18 protein-coding genes are annotated in these 16,776 nt (G+C 52.2%); 12 read left to right on the top strand and 6 right to left on the bottom strand.

Features of this window, described 5'->3' with window-relative positions:
* Positions 1-32: 32 nt before the first annotated feature.
* Complete coding sequence (ygfZ, locus tag ACFQ1T_RS09140) at positions 33-1,040, top strand: CAF17-like 4Fe-4S cluster assembly/insertion protein YgfZ (RefSeq protein ID WP_379075869.1); 1,008 nt, start codon at positions 33-35, stop codon at positions 1,038-1,040.
* A gap of 44 nt (positions 1,041-1,084) precedes the next feature.
* Here the strand turns inward: ygfZ and ftsB are convergent, their stop codons facing one another.
* From ftsB to ACFQ1T_RS09120, 4 genes are read right to left on the bottom strand one after another with little or no spacing between them, the layout of a single operon-like run.
* On the bottom strand, positions 1,085-1,441 hold the full coding sequence (gene ftsB, locus ACFQ1T_RS09135) for a cell division protein FtsB (protein WP_313987935.1): 357 nt from the start codon (positions 1,439-1,441) through the stop codon (positions 1,085-1,087).
* 16 nt (positions 1,442-1,457) lie between these two features.
* Positions 1,458-2,744, bottom strand: a complete 1,287-nt coding sequence (gene eno, locus ACFQ1T_RS09130) for a phosphopyruvate hydratase (protein ID WP_194747853.1) — start codon at positions 2,742-2,744, stop codon at positions 1,458-1,460.
* A gap of 28 nt (positions 2,745-2,772) precedes the next feature.
* Positions 2,773-3,612: a 3-deoxy-8-phosphooctulonate synthase gene (gene kdsA, locus ACFQ1T_RS09125; RefSeq protein WP_194747855.1), complete on the bottom strand. Its 840-nt coding sequence runs from the start codon at positions 3,610-3,612 to the stop codon at positions 2,773-2,775.
* Between the two features lie 10 nt (positions 3,613-3,622).
* Complete coding sequence (locus ACFQ1T_RS09120) at positions 3,623-5,257, bottom strand: CTP synthase (RefSeq protein WP_194747857.1); 1,635 nt, start codon at positions 5,255-5,257, stop codon at positions 3,623-3,625.
* 131 nt (positions 5,258-5,388) lie between these two features.
* Between ACFQ1T_RS09120 and ACFQ1T_RS09115 the strand changes: the two genes are divergently transcribed.
* Entirely contained in the window at positions 5,389-6,231 is an 843-nt protein-coding gene (locus ACFQ1T_RS09115) for an NAD(P)H-hydrate dehydratase (protein WP_379075864.1), read from the top strand.
* A 52-nt stretch (positions 6,232-6,283) separates the two neighbouring features.
* On the opposite strand, the gene smpB is transcribed toward ACFQ1T_RS09115, so the two are convergent.
* Entirely contained in the window at positions 6,284-6,736 is a 453-nt protein-coding gene (smpB, locus tag ACFQ1T_RS09110; protein ID WP_194747859.1) for an SsrA-binding protein SmpB, read from the bottom strand.
* Between the two features lie 70 nt (positions 6,737-6,806).
* Between smpB and ACFQ1T_RS09105 the strand changes: the two genes are divergently transcribed.
* Positions 6,807-7,241, top strand: a complete 435-nt coding sequence (locus tag ACFQ1T_RS09105; protein WP_194747861.1) for a type II toxin-antitoxin system RatA family toxin — start codon at positions 6,807-6,809, stop codon at positions 7,239-7,241.
* The gene (locus ACFQ1T_RS09100; RefSeq protein ID WP_338654436.1) at positions 7,241-7,591 is read left to right on the top strand and encodes an RnfH family protein; all 351 of its coding nucleotides are present in this window, start codon (positions 7,241-7,243) and stop codon (positions 7,589-7,591) included. Before ACFQ1T_RS09105 ends, ACFQ1T_RS09100 begins: the two co-directional genes overlap by 1 nt.
* A gap of 67 nt (positions 7,592-7,658) precedes the next feature.
* On the opposite strand, the gene ACFQ1T_RS09095 is transcribed toward ACFQ1T_RS09100, so the two are convergent.
* Positions 7,659-8,126 (bottom strand): DUF4124 domain-containing protein, encoded by a 468-nt coding sequence (locus ACFQ1T_RS09095; RefSeq protein WP_275355541.1) that lies wholly within the window; start codon positions 8,124-8,126, stop codon positions 7,659-7,661.
* A gap of 159 nt (positions 8,127-8,285) precedes the next feature.
* Here ACFQ1T_RS09095 and guaB point away from each other — a divergent pair, with 159 nt between their 5' ends.
* The 8 genes from guaB (at position 8,286) to ACFQ1T_RS09055 (ending at position 16,746) form a co-directional block, all read left to right on the top strand.
* A complete protein-coding gene (gene guaB / locus ACFQ1T_RS09090; RefSeq protein WP_194747867.1) occupies positions 8,286-9,746 on the top strand; it encodes an IMP dehydrogenase in 1,461 nt (486 codons plus the stop codon).
* A gap of 116 nt (positions 9,747-9,862) precedes the next feature.
* Positions 9,863-11,470: a glutamine-hydrolyzing GMP synthase gene (guaA, locus tag ACFQ1T_RS09085; protein ID WP_379075858.1), complete on the top strand. Its 1,608-nt coding sequence runs from the start codon at positions 9,863-9,865 to the stop codon at positions 11,468-11,470.
* 41 nt (positions 11,471-11,511) lie between these two features.
* Positions 11,512-12,531 (top strand): tryptophan--tRNA ligase, encoded by a 1,020-nt coding sequence (trpS, locus tag ACFQ1T_RS09080; protein ID WP_338654440.1) that lies wholly within the window; start codon positions 11,512-11,514, stop codon positions 12,529-12,531.
* A gap of 26 nt (positions 12,532-12,557) precedes the next feature.
* A complete protein-coding gene (locus ACFQ1T_RS09075) occupies positions 12,558-13,055 on the top strand; it encodes a GreA/GreB family elongation factor (RefSeq protein WP_379075854.1) in 498 nt (165 codons plus the stop codon).
* Positions 13,056-13,062: 7 nt separating this feature from the next.
* Complete coding sequence (locus ACFQ1T_RS09070) at positions 13,063-13,665, top strand: nitroreductase family protein (protein WP_194747875.1); 603 nt, start codon at positions 13,063-13,065, stop codon at positions 13,663-13,665.
* Positions 13,666-13,724: 59 nt separating this feature from the next.
* Positions 13,725-15,320, top strand: coding sequence for an ABC-F family ATPase (locus tag ACFQ1T_RS09065; protein ID WP_194747877.1), 1,596 nt, complete (start codon positions 13,725-13,727; stop codon positions 15,318-15,320).
* 113 nt (positions 15,321-15,433) lie between these two features.
* Positions 15,434-15,895 carry a Spy/CpxP family protein refolding chaperone gene (locus ACFQ1T_RS09060; protein ID WP_275355547.1) on the top strand — a complete coding sequence of 154 codons (462 nt, stop codon included), beginning with the start codon at positions 15,434-15,436 and terminating at the stop codon, positions 15,893-15,895.
* Positions 15,896-15,978: 83 nt separating this feature from the next.
* The gene (locus tag ACFQ1T_RS09055; protein ID WP_194747880.1) at positions 15,979-16,746 is read left to right on the top strand and encodes a response regulator; all 768 of its coding nucleotides are present in this window, start codon (positions 15,979-15,981) and stop codon (positions 16,744-16,746) included.
* Positions 16,747-16,776: the final 30 nt, after the last annotated feature.

Genomic DNA, 16,776 nt, shown 5'->3' with positions numbered 1-16,776 from the left:
AGCGACTCTGGCCCAAAAAGGAAAACCGAGTTATGTCCAATCCAGCCACCGCATGGCAAACGTTTTTAATCTCGCAAGGGGCGCAGTTTAATCCACAAGGTGAAGCCAGCTTCCCCATAGGAAAGGCCTCTGCGCAACTATTTGACCTGTCGGGCAATGGCCTGATCGCCATCAGCGGTGCAGATAGCCAGACCTTTTTGCAGGGCCAGGTCACCAATGATATTAAACTGCTCGCTCAAGGTGCGCAATTCAATGGTTATTGCACGCCCAAAGGCCGCTTGCTGGCGCTGTTTTACACCTTTACTGTTGAGGACGTCATTTACTTGCAATGCCCGCGCGCCTTGGTGCCAGACCTGGTGAAACGCTTGCGCATGTATGTGTTACGCAGCAAGGTGGTGGTAGAGGATGCCAGTGAGCGCCTGTACAGCCTGGGTTTGACGAGTGATGCACTTGCGAGCACATTGACTGGCCTGCCCGCGGATCCGCATCAACTGGCGCAAACCGAGCTGGGGACGCTGATCCGCCTCGCTGACGCTGACACACAACAACGCGCCCAGCTGATTGTCGCTGCCGACCAGGCTGAAACCGTTTGGCAATCGCTGCGCGCGACCTTCACCCCAAGCAGCACGGCTCACTGGGAAGCGCTTGAAATTCAGGCGGGGATTCCGCAAGTTTACCCAGCCACTAAAGAACAGTTTGTCCCACAAATGGTCAATCTGGATGCATTAAATGGCATCAACTTTAAGAAAGGCTGCTATACCGGCCAGGAGATCGTTGCCCGCACGCACTATCTGGGCAAGGTCAAGCGCCGCACATTGCTGGCACAGCTGCCTAAAACCGCCCAAGTACCACTGGCAGGCGACACGTTGCAGGATGCCCAGACACAAGACGCGGGTCAACTGGTGCGCGTTGCGCCCGATGCCTTAAGTGGCGGCTGGTGGGTATTGGCAGAATGCCGACTGGAAGCCAAAGAGGCCGGAGAGATTCTCTGGCAAGGTCAGCCCTTGCTGTTTAAAGAATTACCGTATGCCTTGCCCTAATCGACTAGGTCAATAAAAATAAAAAAGGCGCTAGAAGCGCCTTTTTATTGGGACGGCTGCGCCGGGATCACAGGCACTGCATCAGCGGGCTTGGCCGCAGCGTCGGTCTGGCTCTTGCTGGCTGAAGACTTGTTCTGAATCACCTGAAAAAATACTTCGTCCTGCTTCACCAGGCCCAGCTCACTGCGTGCCCGCTCTTCAATCGCAGATTGACCCTGCTTGAGATCGCGCACTTCAGCGCGCAGGGTTTCATTGCGTTGCCGATAATAATCGTTACGCTTTTGGTGCGCCTCAATCTGCTGTGAATATTGCCATACGCGCAACCAACTGCCCTTGCCCAGCCACAACGGATATTGTAGCAGGGCAATCAGGACCACTAATACAACTGTCAGTTTACGCACCGTGGCCCAAAATCAGTTATTTGAACAACTGATAGAAAGCAGACAAGCCAGCGTAGCTGGTAGCATCGCCCAACTCTTCTTCAATACGAAGCAACTGGTTGTACTTGGCAACGCGCTCTGAACGGCACAGGGAACCCGTCTTGATTTGCAAGGCATTGGTCGCCACAGAGATGTCGGCAATCGTCGTATCTTCGGTTTCGCCAGAGCGGTGTGACACTACGGCCGTGTAGTTGGCACGTTTTGCCATCTCGATGGTCTGGAAAGTTTCAGTCAAGGTACCAATCTGGTTGACTTTGATCAGCACAGAGTTGGCCACGCCTTTCTGGATGCCTTCACGCAGGATTTTGGGGTTGGTCACAAACAGGTCATCGCCGACCAACTGTGTGGATTTACCCAAGCGTTGTGTCAACAGGTCCCAGCCCTCCCAGTCAAACTCGCTCATACCATCTTCAATGGTGATGATAGGATACTTGTCAGCCAAGGTAGCCAGGTAGTCACAGAACTGGGCAGAGGTCAGCGCAGCGCCTTCAGACTCAAGATGGTATTTACCATCACGGTAGAATTCGGTACTGGCGCAATCCAGGCCCAGGTAAATATCTTTGCCTGGCTCATAGCCAGCCGCTTCGATGGATTCCATGATCAGCTGCAAGGCAGACTCGTTGGAGGGCAAGTTAGGTGCAAAACCACCTTCATCACCCACGGTTGTCGCCAAGCCTTTGGCATGCAGGGTTTTCTTCAGTGCATGGAACACTTCTGCACCCGCACGCAAGGCTTCACGGAAACTTGGCAAGCCCGCTGGCACAATCATGAATTCCTGAATATCCACAGAGTTATCTGCGTGTGCACCACCGTTGATGATGTTCATCATAGGCGTTGGCAATTGCATGAACGCAGAACCACCCAGGTAACGATACAGTGGCAAACCGCTTTCTTCAGCCGCCGCACGTGCACAGGCCATGGACACGCCCAAAATCGCATTTGCACCCAGACGGTCTTTGTTCTCGGTACCATCCAGCTCAATCAGCGTCTTGTCGATAAAACTTTGCTCTTCAGCATCCAGGCCAATGATCGCTTCGGTAATTTCCGTGTTGACGTTCTCAATCGCGTTCAATACGCCTTTGCCCAGGTAACGGCTTTTATCGCCATCCCGCAGTTCCACGGCTTCTTTGGTACCGGTAGATGCGCCTGAAGGCACTGCCGCACGACCAATCACCCCGCTTTCCAGCAAAACGTCGACTTCAACCGTCGGGTTGCCACGGGAATCCATAATCTCGCGGGCGATAATATCTACAATAGCGCTCATGATTTATCCTTATCTAAGATGAAAAAAATTATAGGGTTTGTTCTGCGAAACCGGCTTTTTTGACCAGCTTGTCGAGATCGACCAGCAAGTGCAGCAAGTCCTCCATTTTGCCCAAGGGCCAGGCGTTCGGGCCATCAGACAAAGCTTGGCTCGGGTCAGGATGCGTTTCCATAAAGACGCCGGCAATACCACTTGCCACTGCTGCACGTGCCAACACCGGCACAAACTCACGCTGACCGCCACTCTTCTCGCCCTGCCCGCCTGGTTGCTGGACAGAATGGGTGGCATCAAATACCACTGGACACTGTGTTTCACGCATAATCGCCAAACCACGCATGTCAGAAACCAGCGTGTTATAGCCAAACGAAGCACCGCGTTCGCAAACCATAATATTGTCGGCACCACCGTTGGCTTCTTTAGCCTTGTTGACCACTTGTTTCATGTCACCAGGGGCTAAAAACTGGCCTTTTTTGATATTGACCGGCTTGCCAGACTGGGCACAAGCCACGATAAAGTCAGTCTGACGGCACAGAAAAGCCGGGGTTTGCAACACATCCACCACCGCGGCCACGTGAGGCACCTGTTCTTCGGTATGCACGTCGGTCAAGATCGGCACACCGATCTGGGCACGCACTTCATCCAGAATTTTCAGGCCCTCTTCCATGCCAAAACCACGAAAAGTCTTAGTCGAACTACGGTTTGCTTTGTCGTAAGAAGATTTATAAATAAATGGCACCCCCACGCGGGCAGCCATCTCTTTTAACTGGCCAGCCGTATCAATTGCCATTTGTTTGGATTCTATGACGCAGGGGCCCGCGATCAGAAACAGAGGATGTTCGAGACCAACGTCAAAACCACATAATTTCATTCAACATTCCTTATTTTTTGGATGCTTTTTGTGCCAGCGCAGCCTGCACATAGGCTTTAAACAATGGATGACCCGCACGCGGGTTAGACGTAAACTCGGGGTGGAACTGGCACGCGACAAACCACGGATGCACAGACTGTGGCAACTCAATCATTTCACACAATTCTTCACGCGGCGTGCGTGCAGAAATGACCAGACCGGCGTCTTTCAACTGGTCCACATAGTGGTTGTTGACTTCATAGCGGTGACGGTGACGCTCATTAACTTCGCTGCCGTAAATGCTGGCGGCCAACGTGTTCGGCACAATCGGACAGCTTTGCGCACCCAGACGCATGGTGCCACCGAGATCGGAGTGTTCATCACGCTTCTCGATCTTGCCGGAAGCATCTTGCCACTCGTCAATCAGACCAATCAATTTATGCTCGGTGCCAGGGTTAAATTCAGTGCTGTTCGCATCCTTAAGCCCTGCGACATTACGCGCATACTCAATCACGGCCAATTGCATGCCCAGGCAGATACCCAGGTAAGGCACTTTGTTTTCACGCGCATACCGAATAGCCGCAATCTTGCCTTCGGTACCACGTACGCCAAAGCCGCCAGGAATCAGGATCGCATCCATGCCCTTAAGACTATCGGTGCCACTTTTCTCAATGTCTTCGCTATCGATGTAGTGAATCTTGACCTTGGACTCGGTATGAATACCAGCGTGTATCAGCGCTTCGGTCAGCGACTTGTATGACTCGGTCAAATCGACATACTTACCGACAAATGCGATATCGACAATCTCTTTGGGATTGGCTTGCGCGTGAGTAATTTTTTGCCAGGCAGACAAATCCGCTGCTTTGGCCAGAATATTCAGTTTGTGGCAAACAATCTCATCTAGCATTTGCGCGTGCAACAGGCCGGGGATTTTGTAAATCGAATCGCTATCAATGGCACTAATCACCGCCTCAAAAGCCACATTGGTGAACAAGGCAATCTTGCGTTTTTCGTCTTCAGGGATTTCGCGTTCAGCACGGCACATCAAAATATCAGGCTGAATACCGATTTCGCGCAATTCTTTCACCGAGTGCTGGGTGGGTTTGGTTTTCAGCTCGCCTGCGGTTGGAATCCATGGCAACAGGGTCAGATGGATATAACAGGCGTTGTTTCTGCCTTCTTCAATCCCCATCTGACGAATCGCTTCCAGAAACGGCAAGGACTCAATATCGCCGACCGTACCGCCCACTTCGACAATCGCCACATCCGCGCCTTCAGCACCACGTTTCACGTGTGCCTTGATTTCATCGGTAATGTGCGGAATGACCTGTACGGTTTTACCCAGATATTCGCCACGGCGTTCTTTCTTGATCACCGTTTCGTAAATCTGGCCTGTGGTGAAGTTGTTACGCTTGGACATCTTGCTGCTAATAAAACGCTCATAATGACCAAGATCGAGATCGGTTTCCGCGCCGTCATCGGTCACAAACACTTCGCCGTGCTGAAATGGCGACATGGTGCCGGGGTCAACGTTGATATAGGGATCAAGTTTCAGCATGGTTACTTTAATGCCACGCGATTCGAGAATGGCGCCGAGGCTGGCGGCCGCGATACCTTTTCCAAGAGAAGAAACAACACCGCCGGTTACGAATACATATTTGGTCATGGATCAGGTACTTTGAGATTGTTACAGACGGGAGAACATTTTACCGTAAAGCCCCCTCTCCCACAATGAAAGTCAGGCATTAAATCTGGCAGCGACTCGCCAAGGCCTGCGCTTACGCATACAATTCCATCATGTATGACACTCAAACAAACGCTCCAGCCCTGTGGCAACCATTATTGCCGCAACCGCATGCGCAAAGCCATAAATATAGCCGCGGCTATGTGCTGATCCAGGGTGGCTACCCGGTCACTGGCGCAGCCCGCCTCGCGGCAATGGCGGCGGCCAGATGCGGGGCAGGCATGACGGCGATTGCAGCCCCAGAAGTCGCACTGCCTATTTATGCCAGCGCGCTATTGAGCGTGATGGTGAAACCCTATGCTCATGCCGCAGAATTACAGACACTGCTTGAAGACACCCGCGTGAGTAGCTATTTAATTGGCCCCGGCGCAGGCATCTCACAAGACACCAGACTCACCACCCTGGCCATGTTAGCCACAGGCAAACCGGTGGTCATCGATGCCGATGCCCTGACAACCTTTGCCGGTCAGACGGATACCCTCAAGCAAGCAATAGGTGCAAGTTGCGTAATCACCCCGCATGAAGGCGAGTTCAAAAGCGTTTTTGGAATAAGTGCGGCGCATGATAGACCCACCCGTATCACACAAGTAATGACGGCGGCACAAGCCTGCGGGGCTATTGTTTTACTCAAAGGTGCCCACACCATTATTGCCACGCCGGAAGGCCGGGTGTTGATCAACGAACAAGCACCATCGACCTTGGCGACTGCAGGCGCTGGCGATGTGCTGGCGGGCATGATTGCCAGTCTGTTGGCACAAGGCATGCCCGCATTCGAAGCATGTGCGGCGGCCACCTGGATGCATGCGCAAGCCGCGCGTTTATTTGGAGTGGGATTGATTGCAGAAGATTTGCCAGGGATGATTCCGGCCGTGTTGCAGGCGCTTTTAAAAACTTAACCCTTTTCTAAAGATTCGCCTTTTGCTAAGCGCACTTGATTTCGCGTCACTTTTAACGCTTCATCTTGTTTTTCATCAGCGCATTTTGCTCGCGCTTCCAGTCGCGCTCTTTTTCAGCATCACGCTTATCGTGTTGTTTTTTACCTTTAGCCAACCCAATTTGCACTTTTACCCGTCCGCGGGTGAAATGCATGTCCAGCGGCACCAAGGTGTAACCTGCACGCTCGACCTTACCGATCAATTTGTCGATCTCTTCGCGGTGCAGCAGCAATTTGCGTGTACGGATCGCATCGGGACGCACATGGGTGGATGCCGAGCCTAGCGGCGTAATGTGGCAACCGATCAGGTACAACTCCCCACGCATGACCACCACGTAGGATTCCTTGAGGTTGGTACGGTTATCGCGTATCGCCTTGACTTCCCAGCCCTCGAGCACGAGGCCGGCTTCGTACTTTTCTTCAATAAAATAGTCAAAAAACGCTTTTTTGTTTTGCGCGATAGTCATAACGCTGCTGTGCGGGCTTAAATCACTTAAAATAGCATTTTAACTCAAAACCGACTTTCGTTCTGACGCAATGGCTCAAGTAGAAAAAACCGTGCTGGTCATGCATTCGTGTGAAGCGATGTTTCAATTGGTTGATGCCGTTGAAACCTATGCTGACTTTTTACCCTGGTGTGGCGGTAGCCAAGTCATCGAGCGCACGGATACCGTGACCCAGGCCACCATTCACATCCGTTACCACGGCATACAGCAGCACTTTACAACACGCAACCACAAACAGTTCCCTCACCGCATGGAAATCACGCTGGTGGATGGCCCGTTCAAACAACTGAGTGGACACTGGCACTTTATAAGACTGCGTGAAGATGCCTGCAAAATTGAATTCAAGCTTGAATATGTCTTTGCCAACGGCCTGATTGAACGCATGATTGCGCCGGTGTTCAGCCATATTGCCAACACCTTCGTCGACAGCTTCGTCAAACAGGCTGGCAAGCTCCAACTCAAGTAATGACCAAACCGGTCACGCCAGCCATGCCTGAAGAACTCACCGGGATGCTCAATATAGAAGTGGTCTATGCGCTGCCAACGTCGCAAACGCTGATCACACTCGTGGTGCCGCCAGGCACCACGGCAATCGCGGCCGTGCGACAGTCGGGCATTCTGGAACAACACCAGATGACCGCAAGCAAAGAATTACCCTTAGGCATTTTTGGCAAAAAAGTCAGCCACGACAGGCCACTAAAAGCGATGGACAGGGTAGAAATTTATCGCCCGCTGATTGCGAACGCCAAAGAAATGCGCCGTCAGCGTGCCACTAAACAGAAAACAGCCACGGCCAAGCGGGCCAATTCCCGTTAATTACGTATTGCACCATTCAGCGCACTGACAAAACTACAGGCTTTCTGATCAACACCATCAAGATGCATTACTCGGGTGGACAATTTTCGTCGATTTCTTGCTGCGCGGCTGCCAGCCCCTGACGAATTTGCTCATCTGACAGATATTCGCGCTGACCATTCTCGTTCACATTCTGCATGCGGCCGCCCACGGCATAGTTGCGATAGTTGCTTCTGGCTGCTGCACAATTTTGGGCTTTTTGACGCGCTTCCATCGCCTTGAGCGCTTCAGCTTCTGGGGACGCATTCTGCCCGGCTGAGTTCTCGGGCATTTTCTGTTTGGCCGGATTCATTTGCTCGCGCGAATAGGCGTCGGATCGCGTCAGTGGCGTATCCGCTGGCACCGTCGTCGCCTTGATTTTTTGCGTGGATGGACCGGCGACAGGAGGCGTATCCGAATAATTCATAATGCCTTTTTCATCGCGCCATTTATAAATCTCGGCCGCAGCCTGCATGGCCCAGCACAAGCCCAGCATCAACATCCATCTCAACGTCATTCTCATTTGATAAACCCACACTTGCTTAGAAAAAGGTTAAGTAAAGGCCTCATGCACAAACCATGCCAGACATCAGCAAACAGAACTGCAAAAACGCAAAACGCTTTGTCAAGGCAAAGTGAAATCGGTATAATTATATTTTGGAGATAAGGAATTCACATGCGTTTGTTGCAACAAGCTCTTACCTTTGATGACGTTTTACTCGTTCCCGCACATTCGAATGTGATGCCGCGCGAGGTCAATCTCAGCACCAAGCTTACCAAGAGCATCACCTTAAATATTCCCCTGCTATCTGCTGCGATGGACACGGTCACTGAAGCACGCATGGCCATTGCATTGGCGCAACTGGGCGGCATGGGCATCATACACAAAAATATGTCGGTAGAGATGCAAGCTTCTCGCGTCTCCCGCGTAAAACGCTTCGAGTCCGGCGTCGTCATTGACCCGGTCACCATCCACCCGGCCATGAGTGTGCGCGAGGTGATGAATATCACCCAACAGCAAAAAATTTCAGGCTTGCCTGTGTTGCAAGATGGCAAGGTGGTCGGCATTGTTACCAACCGTGACCTGCGCTTTGAAACCAATCTCGATCAAGCCGTCAGCAATGTGATGACCCCGCAAGACCGTCTGGTCACCGTGCGTGAAGGCGCCAGTCGCGAAGAAATCATGGGCTTGCTGCATAAACACCGTCTTGAGCGCTTGCTGGTTATTGGTGAAAACTACGAGCTCAAAGGCTTGATTACCGTTAAAGACATTCAAAAATCGTCAGATCACCCCCTGGCCTGTAAAGATGAAAAAGGCCGCTTGCGCGTCGGCGCGGCAGTGGGCGTGGGTGACGGCACTGAAGAACGCATTGCCGCACTGGTTGAAGCCGGTGTCGATGCCATTGTGGTAGATACCGCGCATGGTCACTCACAAGGCGTACTGGATCGCGTCAAATGGGCTAAAACCCACTATCCAAAACTGCAAGTGATTGGTGGCAACATTGCCACGGCAGAAGCCGCGCTGGCCTTGGTGGATCATGGCGCTGACTGTGTCAAAGTGGGCATCGGCCCTGGCTCTATCTGCACCACCCGTATCGTGGCTGGCGTCGGCGTGCCGCAAATCACAGCCATCAGCAATGTGGCCAAAGCCCTCGAAAAATCAGGCGTGCCATTTATTGCAGACGGCGGGATTCGCTTCTCTGGCGACATTTCCAAAGCCATTGCTGCAGGCGCGTACAACGTCATGCTGGGTGGGATGTTTGCAGGCACTGAAGAAGCGCCTGGCGAAGTAGAGTTGTACCAAGGTCGCTCTTACAAATCCTACCGCGGCATGGGCTCCATAGGCGCCATGCAAAAAGGCTCTTCTGACCGCTACTTCCAGGACAGCACGGCCAACGCCGACAAGCTGGTGCCTGAAGGCATCGAAGGCCGCGTCCCTTATAAAGGCAGTGTCGTTGCCGTGATCCATCAGTTGATGGGCGGCTTGCGTGCCTCCATGGGTTATGTGGGCTGCGCTTCTATTGAAGAAATGCGTAACAAGGCAGAGTTTGTGCAAATCACCAGTGCCGGTATGCGCGAGTCGCATGTGCATGATGTGCAGATTACCAAAGAAGCACCGAATTACCGTATTGATTAACCCTTATTGATAAACGCGAATTCATCCATTTAATCAAAGCCACAGAGGACACAGAGATCACAGAGAAATGACTTCTCTAAGACTCTGTGTCCTCTGTGCACTCTGTGGCTAAACACATGTCTCATTCAAAAATCCTGATTCTAGATTTCGGCTCCCAGGTCACCCAACTGATTGCACGCCGTGTACGCGAAGCGCATGTCTACTGCGAAATTCATCCTTGTGATGTGTCCGATGAATTTGTCCGCAATTTCGGTGCTGACGGCATCATTTTGTCTGGCAGCCACGCCAGCGTTTACGAAGAAGAAACTGACAAGGCCCCACAAGCCGTGTTTGAACAAGGCGTACCTGTGCTGGGCATTTGCTACGGCATGCAAACCATGGCGCAGCAGTTAGGCGGCAAGGTTGAGGCAGGTGCAAAACGCGAATTTGGCTACGCCCAAGTGCGTGCACGTGGCCACTCTGCCCTGTTTCGCGACATTCAGGATGCCACCAACGCTGAAGGCCACGGCCTCATCGACGTCTGGATGAGCCACGGCGACAAGGTCACCGAACTGCCTGACGGTTTCAAAGTGATCGCCAGCAACGACACCACGCCCATCGCCGCCATGGCTGACGAAAGCCGCAAGTTTTACGCGGTGCAATTTCACCCTGAAGTCACCCACACCAAGCAAGGCCAGGCCATGCTTGAGCGCTTTGTACTGGATATCTGCGCGGCCAAGGCAGACTGGATCATGGGTGACTATATCGCCGAAGCCGTTGCAAAAATCAAGGCACAAGTTGGCGATGAAGAAGTCATTCTCGGCTTATCAGGAGGCGTAGACTCCTCCGTGGCAGCCGCACTGATACACCGTGCCATTGGTGACCAACTCACCTGCGTCTTTGTCGATCACGGCCTGCTGCGTCTGAATGAAGGCGATATGGTGATGGACATGTTTGCTGGTCGTCTGCACGCCAAAGTCATCCGCGTGGATGCCTCTGCACAATTCATGGGTAAACTGGCTGGCGTCAGTGACCCGGAGGCCAAGCGCAAGATCATAGGCGCAGAATTCGTTGAAGTGTTTAAGGCCGAAGCCGCCAAGCTCAAGGCCAGCGGTGCCGGTCACAAAGGCGCCACCTTCCTGGCACAGGGCACCATTTACCCGGATGTGATTGAATCGGGCGGCGCCAAGTCCAAAAAAGCGGTCACCATCAAGAGCCACCACAATGTCGGTGGCTTGCCAGAACAATTAGGCCTCAAGCTGCTGGAGCCATTGCGTGACCTGTTTAAGGATGAAGTGCGTGAACTGGGCGTCGCGCTGGGCTTGCCCCGCGACATGGTTTATCGCCACCCCTTCCCTGGCCCGGGCTTGGGCGTGCGCATTCTGGGTGAGGTCAAACAGGAATATGCCTTGTTACTGCAACGTGCAGATGCCATCTTCATTGAAGAGTTACGTAATACCGTGGATGCCGCCAGCGGCAAAACCTGGTACGACCTCACCAGCCAGGCCTTTACTGTGTTCCTGCCGGTCAAGTCTGTCGGCGTGATGGGCGATGGCCGCACTTACGATTATGTGGTTGCATTGCGCGCCGTGATCACCAGCGACTTTATGACTGCACATTGGGCGGAATTACCCTATAGCCTGCTGAGCAAAGTGTCTAACCGCATTATTAATGAAGTGCGCGGCATTAACCGCGTGGTTTATGATATTTCCGGCAAACCTCCCGCAACCATTGAGTGGGAATAAGCTTTAAACATTATTCTGACGGCCTACACTGAGAACAAAAAATGAGCACTAAATCCATCATCCTTACTGGTGATCGCCCGACTGGCCCGCTGCATTTGGGTCATTTTGTCGGCAGTTTGCGCAACCGCGTCAAATACCAACATGAATACAAACAGTATGTCATGCTGGCCGACGCGCAAGCGCTGACCGACAATATGGATGATATCGACAAGGTGCATCGCAACGTGGTGGAAGTCGCGCTGGATTATCTGGCAGTCGGTATAGACCCCAAGCTGTCGACCATATTTATCCAGTCGCAAGTGCCTGAACTGACTGAGCTGGCCTTTTACTACCTCAACCTGGTCACTGTGGCGCGTTTGGAGCGCAATCCGACGGTGAAAGAAGAGATACGCCTGCGTGATTTTGAGCGCGACATTCCGGCCGGTTTCCTCACCTACCCAGTCAGTCAGGCAGCCGATATTACGGCCTTTAAAGCAACGCTGGTGCCAGTGGGCGAAGACCAGATTCCCATGATTGAGCAAACCAATGAAATCGTGCGCCGCTTTAACCGCACCTATAAAAACATTCAAACCAAGCAAGAGATTCTGGTTGAAACCAAGGCTCTGGTGCCTGAACTCGGCCGCTTGCCTGGCATTGACGGTAAAGCCAAGATGAGCAAATCCCTGGGTAATGTGATAAATCTGGGTGCAAGCGCAGACGAAGTCACCAAAGCCGTCAAGCGCGTCTACACCGATCCCTTGCATTTGAAGATTGAAGATCCTGGCCATGTAGAGGGCAATATTGCCTTTACCTATCTAGATGCGTTTGACCCGGATAAAGCAGCGGTCGCCGAGTTAAAAGCACACTACACACGCGGTGGACTGGCAGACAGCATTGTAAAAAAACGCCTGGAAGCCGTATTGCAGGAAATGCTGGAACCCATTCGTAGCCGCCGGGCCGAACTGGCCAATGACAAAGGCTACATTTTGCAGTTGCTGCGCGAAGGTACCGAGCAAGCGCGTGAAGTCGCCGCTCAAACCATGAGCGAAGTGCGCGCGGCGCTAGGCCTGAATTACTTTTAAATGGCGCAGGCATCCACACCTCACCTATGAGCCGGGGCTTTGTCAAAGAAGACGATCTGGAACTGGCGGGCACCGATTTACCGGAACGCCCCATCAGTGCGCATGTCAATTACGTCACGCCTGCAGGCTTGCAACAATTGCAGCAGGCAGTGAAAGCGCTGGAAGCTGACCGCTTGCACTTTAGTGCGCGCAAGGAAGATCCCAACGCGCAACAGAAGCTGGCCGAGATAGACCGCGACCTGCGCTACTTTGTCGCACGGCTGGAAACCGCACAACTTGTGGATCCCGTCCAACAGCCGCAACATACGGTGCTCTTCGGCGCGACCGTGACCGTAGAAGACGAACTGGGGGCGCAACAGGCTTACCAGATTGTTGGAGAAGACGAGGCAGACATTGCGCAGCACAAAGTCAGCTATGTTTCGCCCGTGGCCAAAGCCCTGCTCGGCCGTAAAGTCGGTGACACCACGGTCTGGCAACGGCCTGCGGGTCCCTTGTCACTGGATATTTTAGACATTAAATACTGAAAACACGATGAACGTTTCCCAAGCAATTGAACAACGCCGCTCTATTAAAGCCTACGACCCTGCACACCGCATGACCGAGGCAGAAATCCAGCAACTCTTGTCGCTGGCCATGCTCTCCCCGACCGCTTTTAACATCCAGCACTGGCGTTTTGTGGTCGTGACTGACCCGGTGTTACGTCATCAGATCCGCGCGGTGAGCTGGAACCAGGCACAAGTCACCGATGCCTCATTGCTGATTATCCTGACTGCGGATTTAAAGGCCTGGGAAAAAGACCCTGCCCGCTACTGGGTGAACGCGCCGCAGCCAGTCAGTGACTATCTGGTCAAGGCCATTCACGGCTATTACACTGATCAACCTCTGGCACAACGCGATGAAGGCATGCGTTCTTGCGGCATGGCAGCCATGACCTTGATGCTGGCCGCCAAAGAAATGGGCTATGACACCTGCCCGATGGATGGTTTTGATTTTGAGGCTGTGTCCAAATTAATCAACTTGCCTGAAGATCATGTCCCCGTGATGTTTGTCGTGGTAGGGAAAGCCCTCGAAGCAGCCAAGCCACGTGGCGGCCAATTGGCCATGGATGAAGTCGTCATTTATAACCGTTTTTAGCTCTATTACGATGCCTGAAAGCAGGCGCACCTTTTTAATTATTGATTGAGAGTTCTTGCATGTTAGTTGCGAACAATATCACCATGCAGTTTGGCTCCAAGCCACTGTTTGAAAATGTTTCCGTCAAATTTGGTGATGGCAACCGTTATGGTCTGATTGGCGCCAATGGCTGTGGTAAATCCACGTTTATGAAGATCCTGGCCGGGGTGCTGGAGCCTACCAGTGGCAACGTCAGCCTGGACCCGAACGAACGCATGGCCTTTTTGAAGCAGGACCAATTTGCCTATGAAGACCAGCGCGTGCTGGACGTGGTCATGATGGGTCACGAGCAAATGTGGAAAGCCATGCAAGAGCGTGACGCGATTTACGCCAACCTCGAAGCGACCGAGGACGACTACATGCGTGCCGCCGAACTGGAAGGCGTATTTGCAGAGTATGACGGCTATACTGCCGAAGCACGTGCTGGCGAATTGCTGTTAGGCGTAGGCATTCCCCTGGAGCAACATAATGGCCCGATGAGCGCCGTAGCCCCAGGCTGGAAGTTGCGTGTGCTGCTGGTACAAGCCCTGTTTGCAAATCCAGATGTGTTATTGCTGGACGAACCGACCAACAACCTGGACATCAACACCATCCGCTGGCTGGAAGATGTGGTCAATAATCGTGACTGCACCATGGTCATTATTTCGCACGACCGCCACTTTTTAAATCAGGTCTGTACCCATACCTGTGATATGGATTACGGCAAGATTACCTCTTATCCAGGTAACTATGATGATTACATGGAAGCCAGCATTGCCGCACGTAATCAGCAAGCCAAGGACAATGCCAAGGCCAAACAGCAGATTGCAGACTTGCAGGACTTTGTCCGTCGCTTCTCTGCTAATGCGTCTAAAGCCAAGCAGGCAACCAGCCGCGCCAAACAGATTGATAAAATCAAGGTCGAAGAGTTTAAACCCTCTAGCCGCCAGTATCCGTTTATTCGCTTTGAATTTGACGACAAAGAGAAGCTGCACCGCAATGCCGTCGAGCTCAAGAAACTCGGCCATGGCTTTGACAAACCCTTGTTTAACAACGTGGAATTGATCTTCGAAGCAGGTGAAAAAGTCGCCATCATTGGTGAAAACGGCATTGGTAAAACCACCTTTTTGCGTTGCCTGGCCGGGGATTTGCAGCCCAAGCATGGCGAAGTCAAATGGGCAGAAAAAGCCAAGCTGGGCTATTTTGCGCAAGACCATGAATACGAGTTTGCAGAAGGTGAAGACTTGTTTGAATGGATGACCAAGCAACGCCAGCAAGGCGATGATGACAACACCGTGCGCAGCATGCTGGGCCGTTTGCTGTTCCCGACCGAAGCCACTAAAAAATCAGTCAAAGTGCTGTCCGGGGGTGAAAAAGGCCGCATGCTTTACGGCAAACTAATGCTGGCGAAAACCAATGTTTTGCTGATGGACGAACCGACTAACCATATGGACATGGAGTCGATTGAAGCGCTGAATACGGCACTGGACAAATACAAGGGCACCTTATTTTTTGTCAGCCATGACCGTGAATTTGTCAGCTCGATTGCCACCCGTATTATCGAAATCAAGACGGATGGCATTGTCGACTTTACCGGCAACTATGAAGACTATTTAGCCAGCCAGGGGATTGCCTAAAAACTGACGATACATTCCGTTACACAGCTGACCACCCCTGACAAACACCCGATACAATCGGGTGTTTTAATATCATCATTGCAAATTCGCAATGGTGATTGAAAGGAACCATCATGAAACTGAACAAACTGGTATTCGCGGGGCTTTTGGTGTTGGTGTGCGGAACTGCCTTTGCCGAGCATGGCCATGATTGCGGTAAAGGCAAATTTGACCCTGCCAACTGGCAAGCACAGCGCCTGGAGCACTTTGAACAGCATCAGGAAAAATTGCATACCATTTTGCAACTGACAAGCGCACAGGAAAATGCCTGGAAAACCTATCAGGCACAGATCAAACCGCAAGACAAGGAACATCCGGACTTTGCAGAGTTAAGCAAACTGAATACCTTGCAACGCCTGGACAAAATGGAAGCCTGGGATAAAGCGCGTGACGCACGTCAGGCTGAACGTGCCAAAGCCATCCGTACATTTTACGCCCAGCTGAATGATGCACAGAAGAAAGCATTTGATGAAAATGCCTTACCGCAACATCCGCATCATGCCAATGCGCATCACGAAAAACCTGTGCGTGAATAATCTCAACGCGTTTCACAGACTCACCGGCCACAATGGCCGGTTTTTGTGCTCAAATACTCCCCTTGCAAGTCCGAGACACTTTTATGACTGACGGCCATCCTGATACCCATGTGCTTGTCGTTGATGACGACGATGCCATCCGTGATTTATTGTGCGACTTTTTGCAGGATAATCAACTCAGCACACAACAAGCCAGCAATCATGCACAAATGTGGCAAGCGTTGCAGCAGCGCATGCCTGATGTCATTATCCTCGACATCAACATGCCGCAGCGGAGTGGTATTGAGCTCTGCCGTGAACTGCGCGAGTCCGGCAAATATCATCTCCTGCCCATCATCATGCTCACAGCCAGAACCAGCTCTCTGGATACCATCATGGGCCTGGAAACCGGGGCAGATGACTACGTGGCCAAACCGTTTGAGCCGCTGGAACTGCTGTCGCGTATCCGTAGCGTGGTCAGACGGTCGCGCATGATGCTGGAGAGCGCAGGCAAACCCGATCACGAATGGCAGACCGATCACGCTCTTTTGCGTTTCATTGAGTTTAACGAATGGACTCTGGATATTCAAAACCGTACCCTGGTCGACAGCCAGCATACGCGCATTCCCCTCTCCAATGCCGAATTCAAGTTCTTGCGTTTCATGCTCCTGCATGCCAACCGCACCTTGAGCCGTGATCAGCTCATGGAAGAAATGCATGGACGGGAGGCGGGTCCATTTGACCGGTCAATAGACTTACAAATCAGTAGATTAAGACAGAAACTTGAAGTGGATACTAAGAATCCATCCATGATCAAAACGCTACGCAACGAAGGCTATTTACTCACCGCCGAAGTGCGTTACATTAAATAATGTGTGACATTCAATGACCGGATACACAAG

The sequence above is a fragment of the Methylophilus glucosoxydans genome, from assembly GCF_042676145.1.
Classification (GTDB): domain Bacteria; phylum Pseudomonadota; class Gammaproteobacteria; order Burkholderiales; family Methylophilaceae; genus Methylophilus; species Methylophilus glucosoxydans.
The sequence above is the reverse complement of the archived record's forward strand: the minus strand, read 5'-3'. Positions and strand labels throughout refer to the sequence as shown.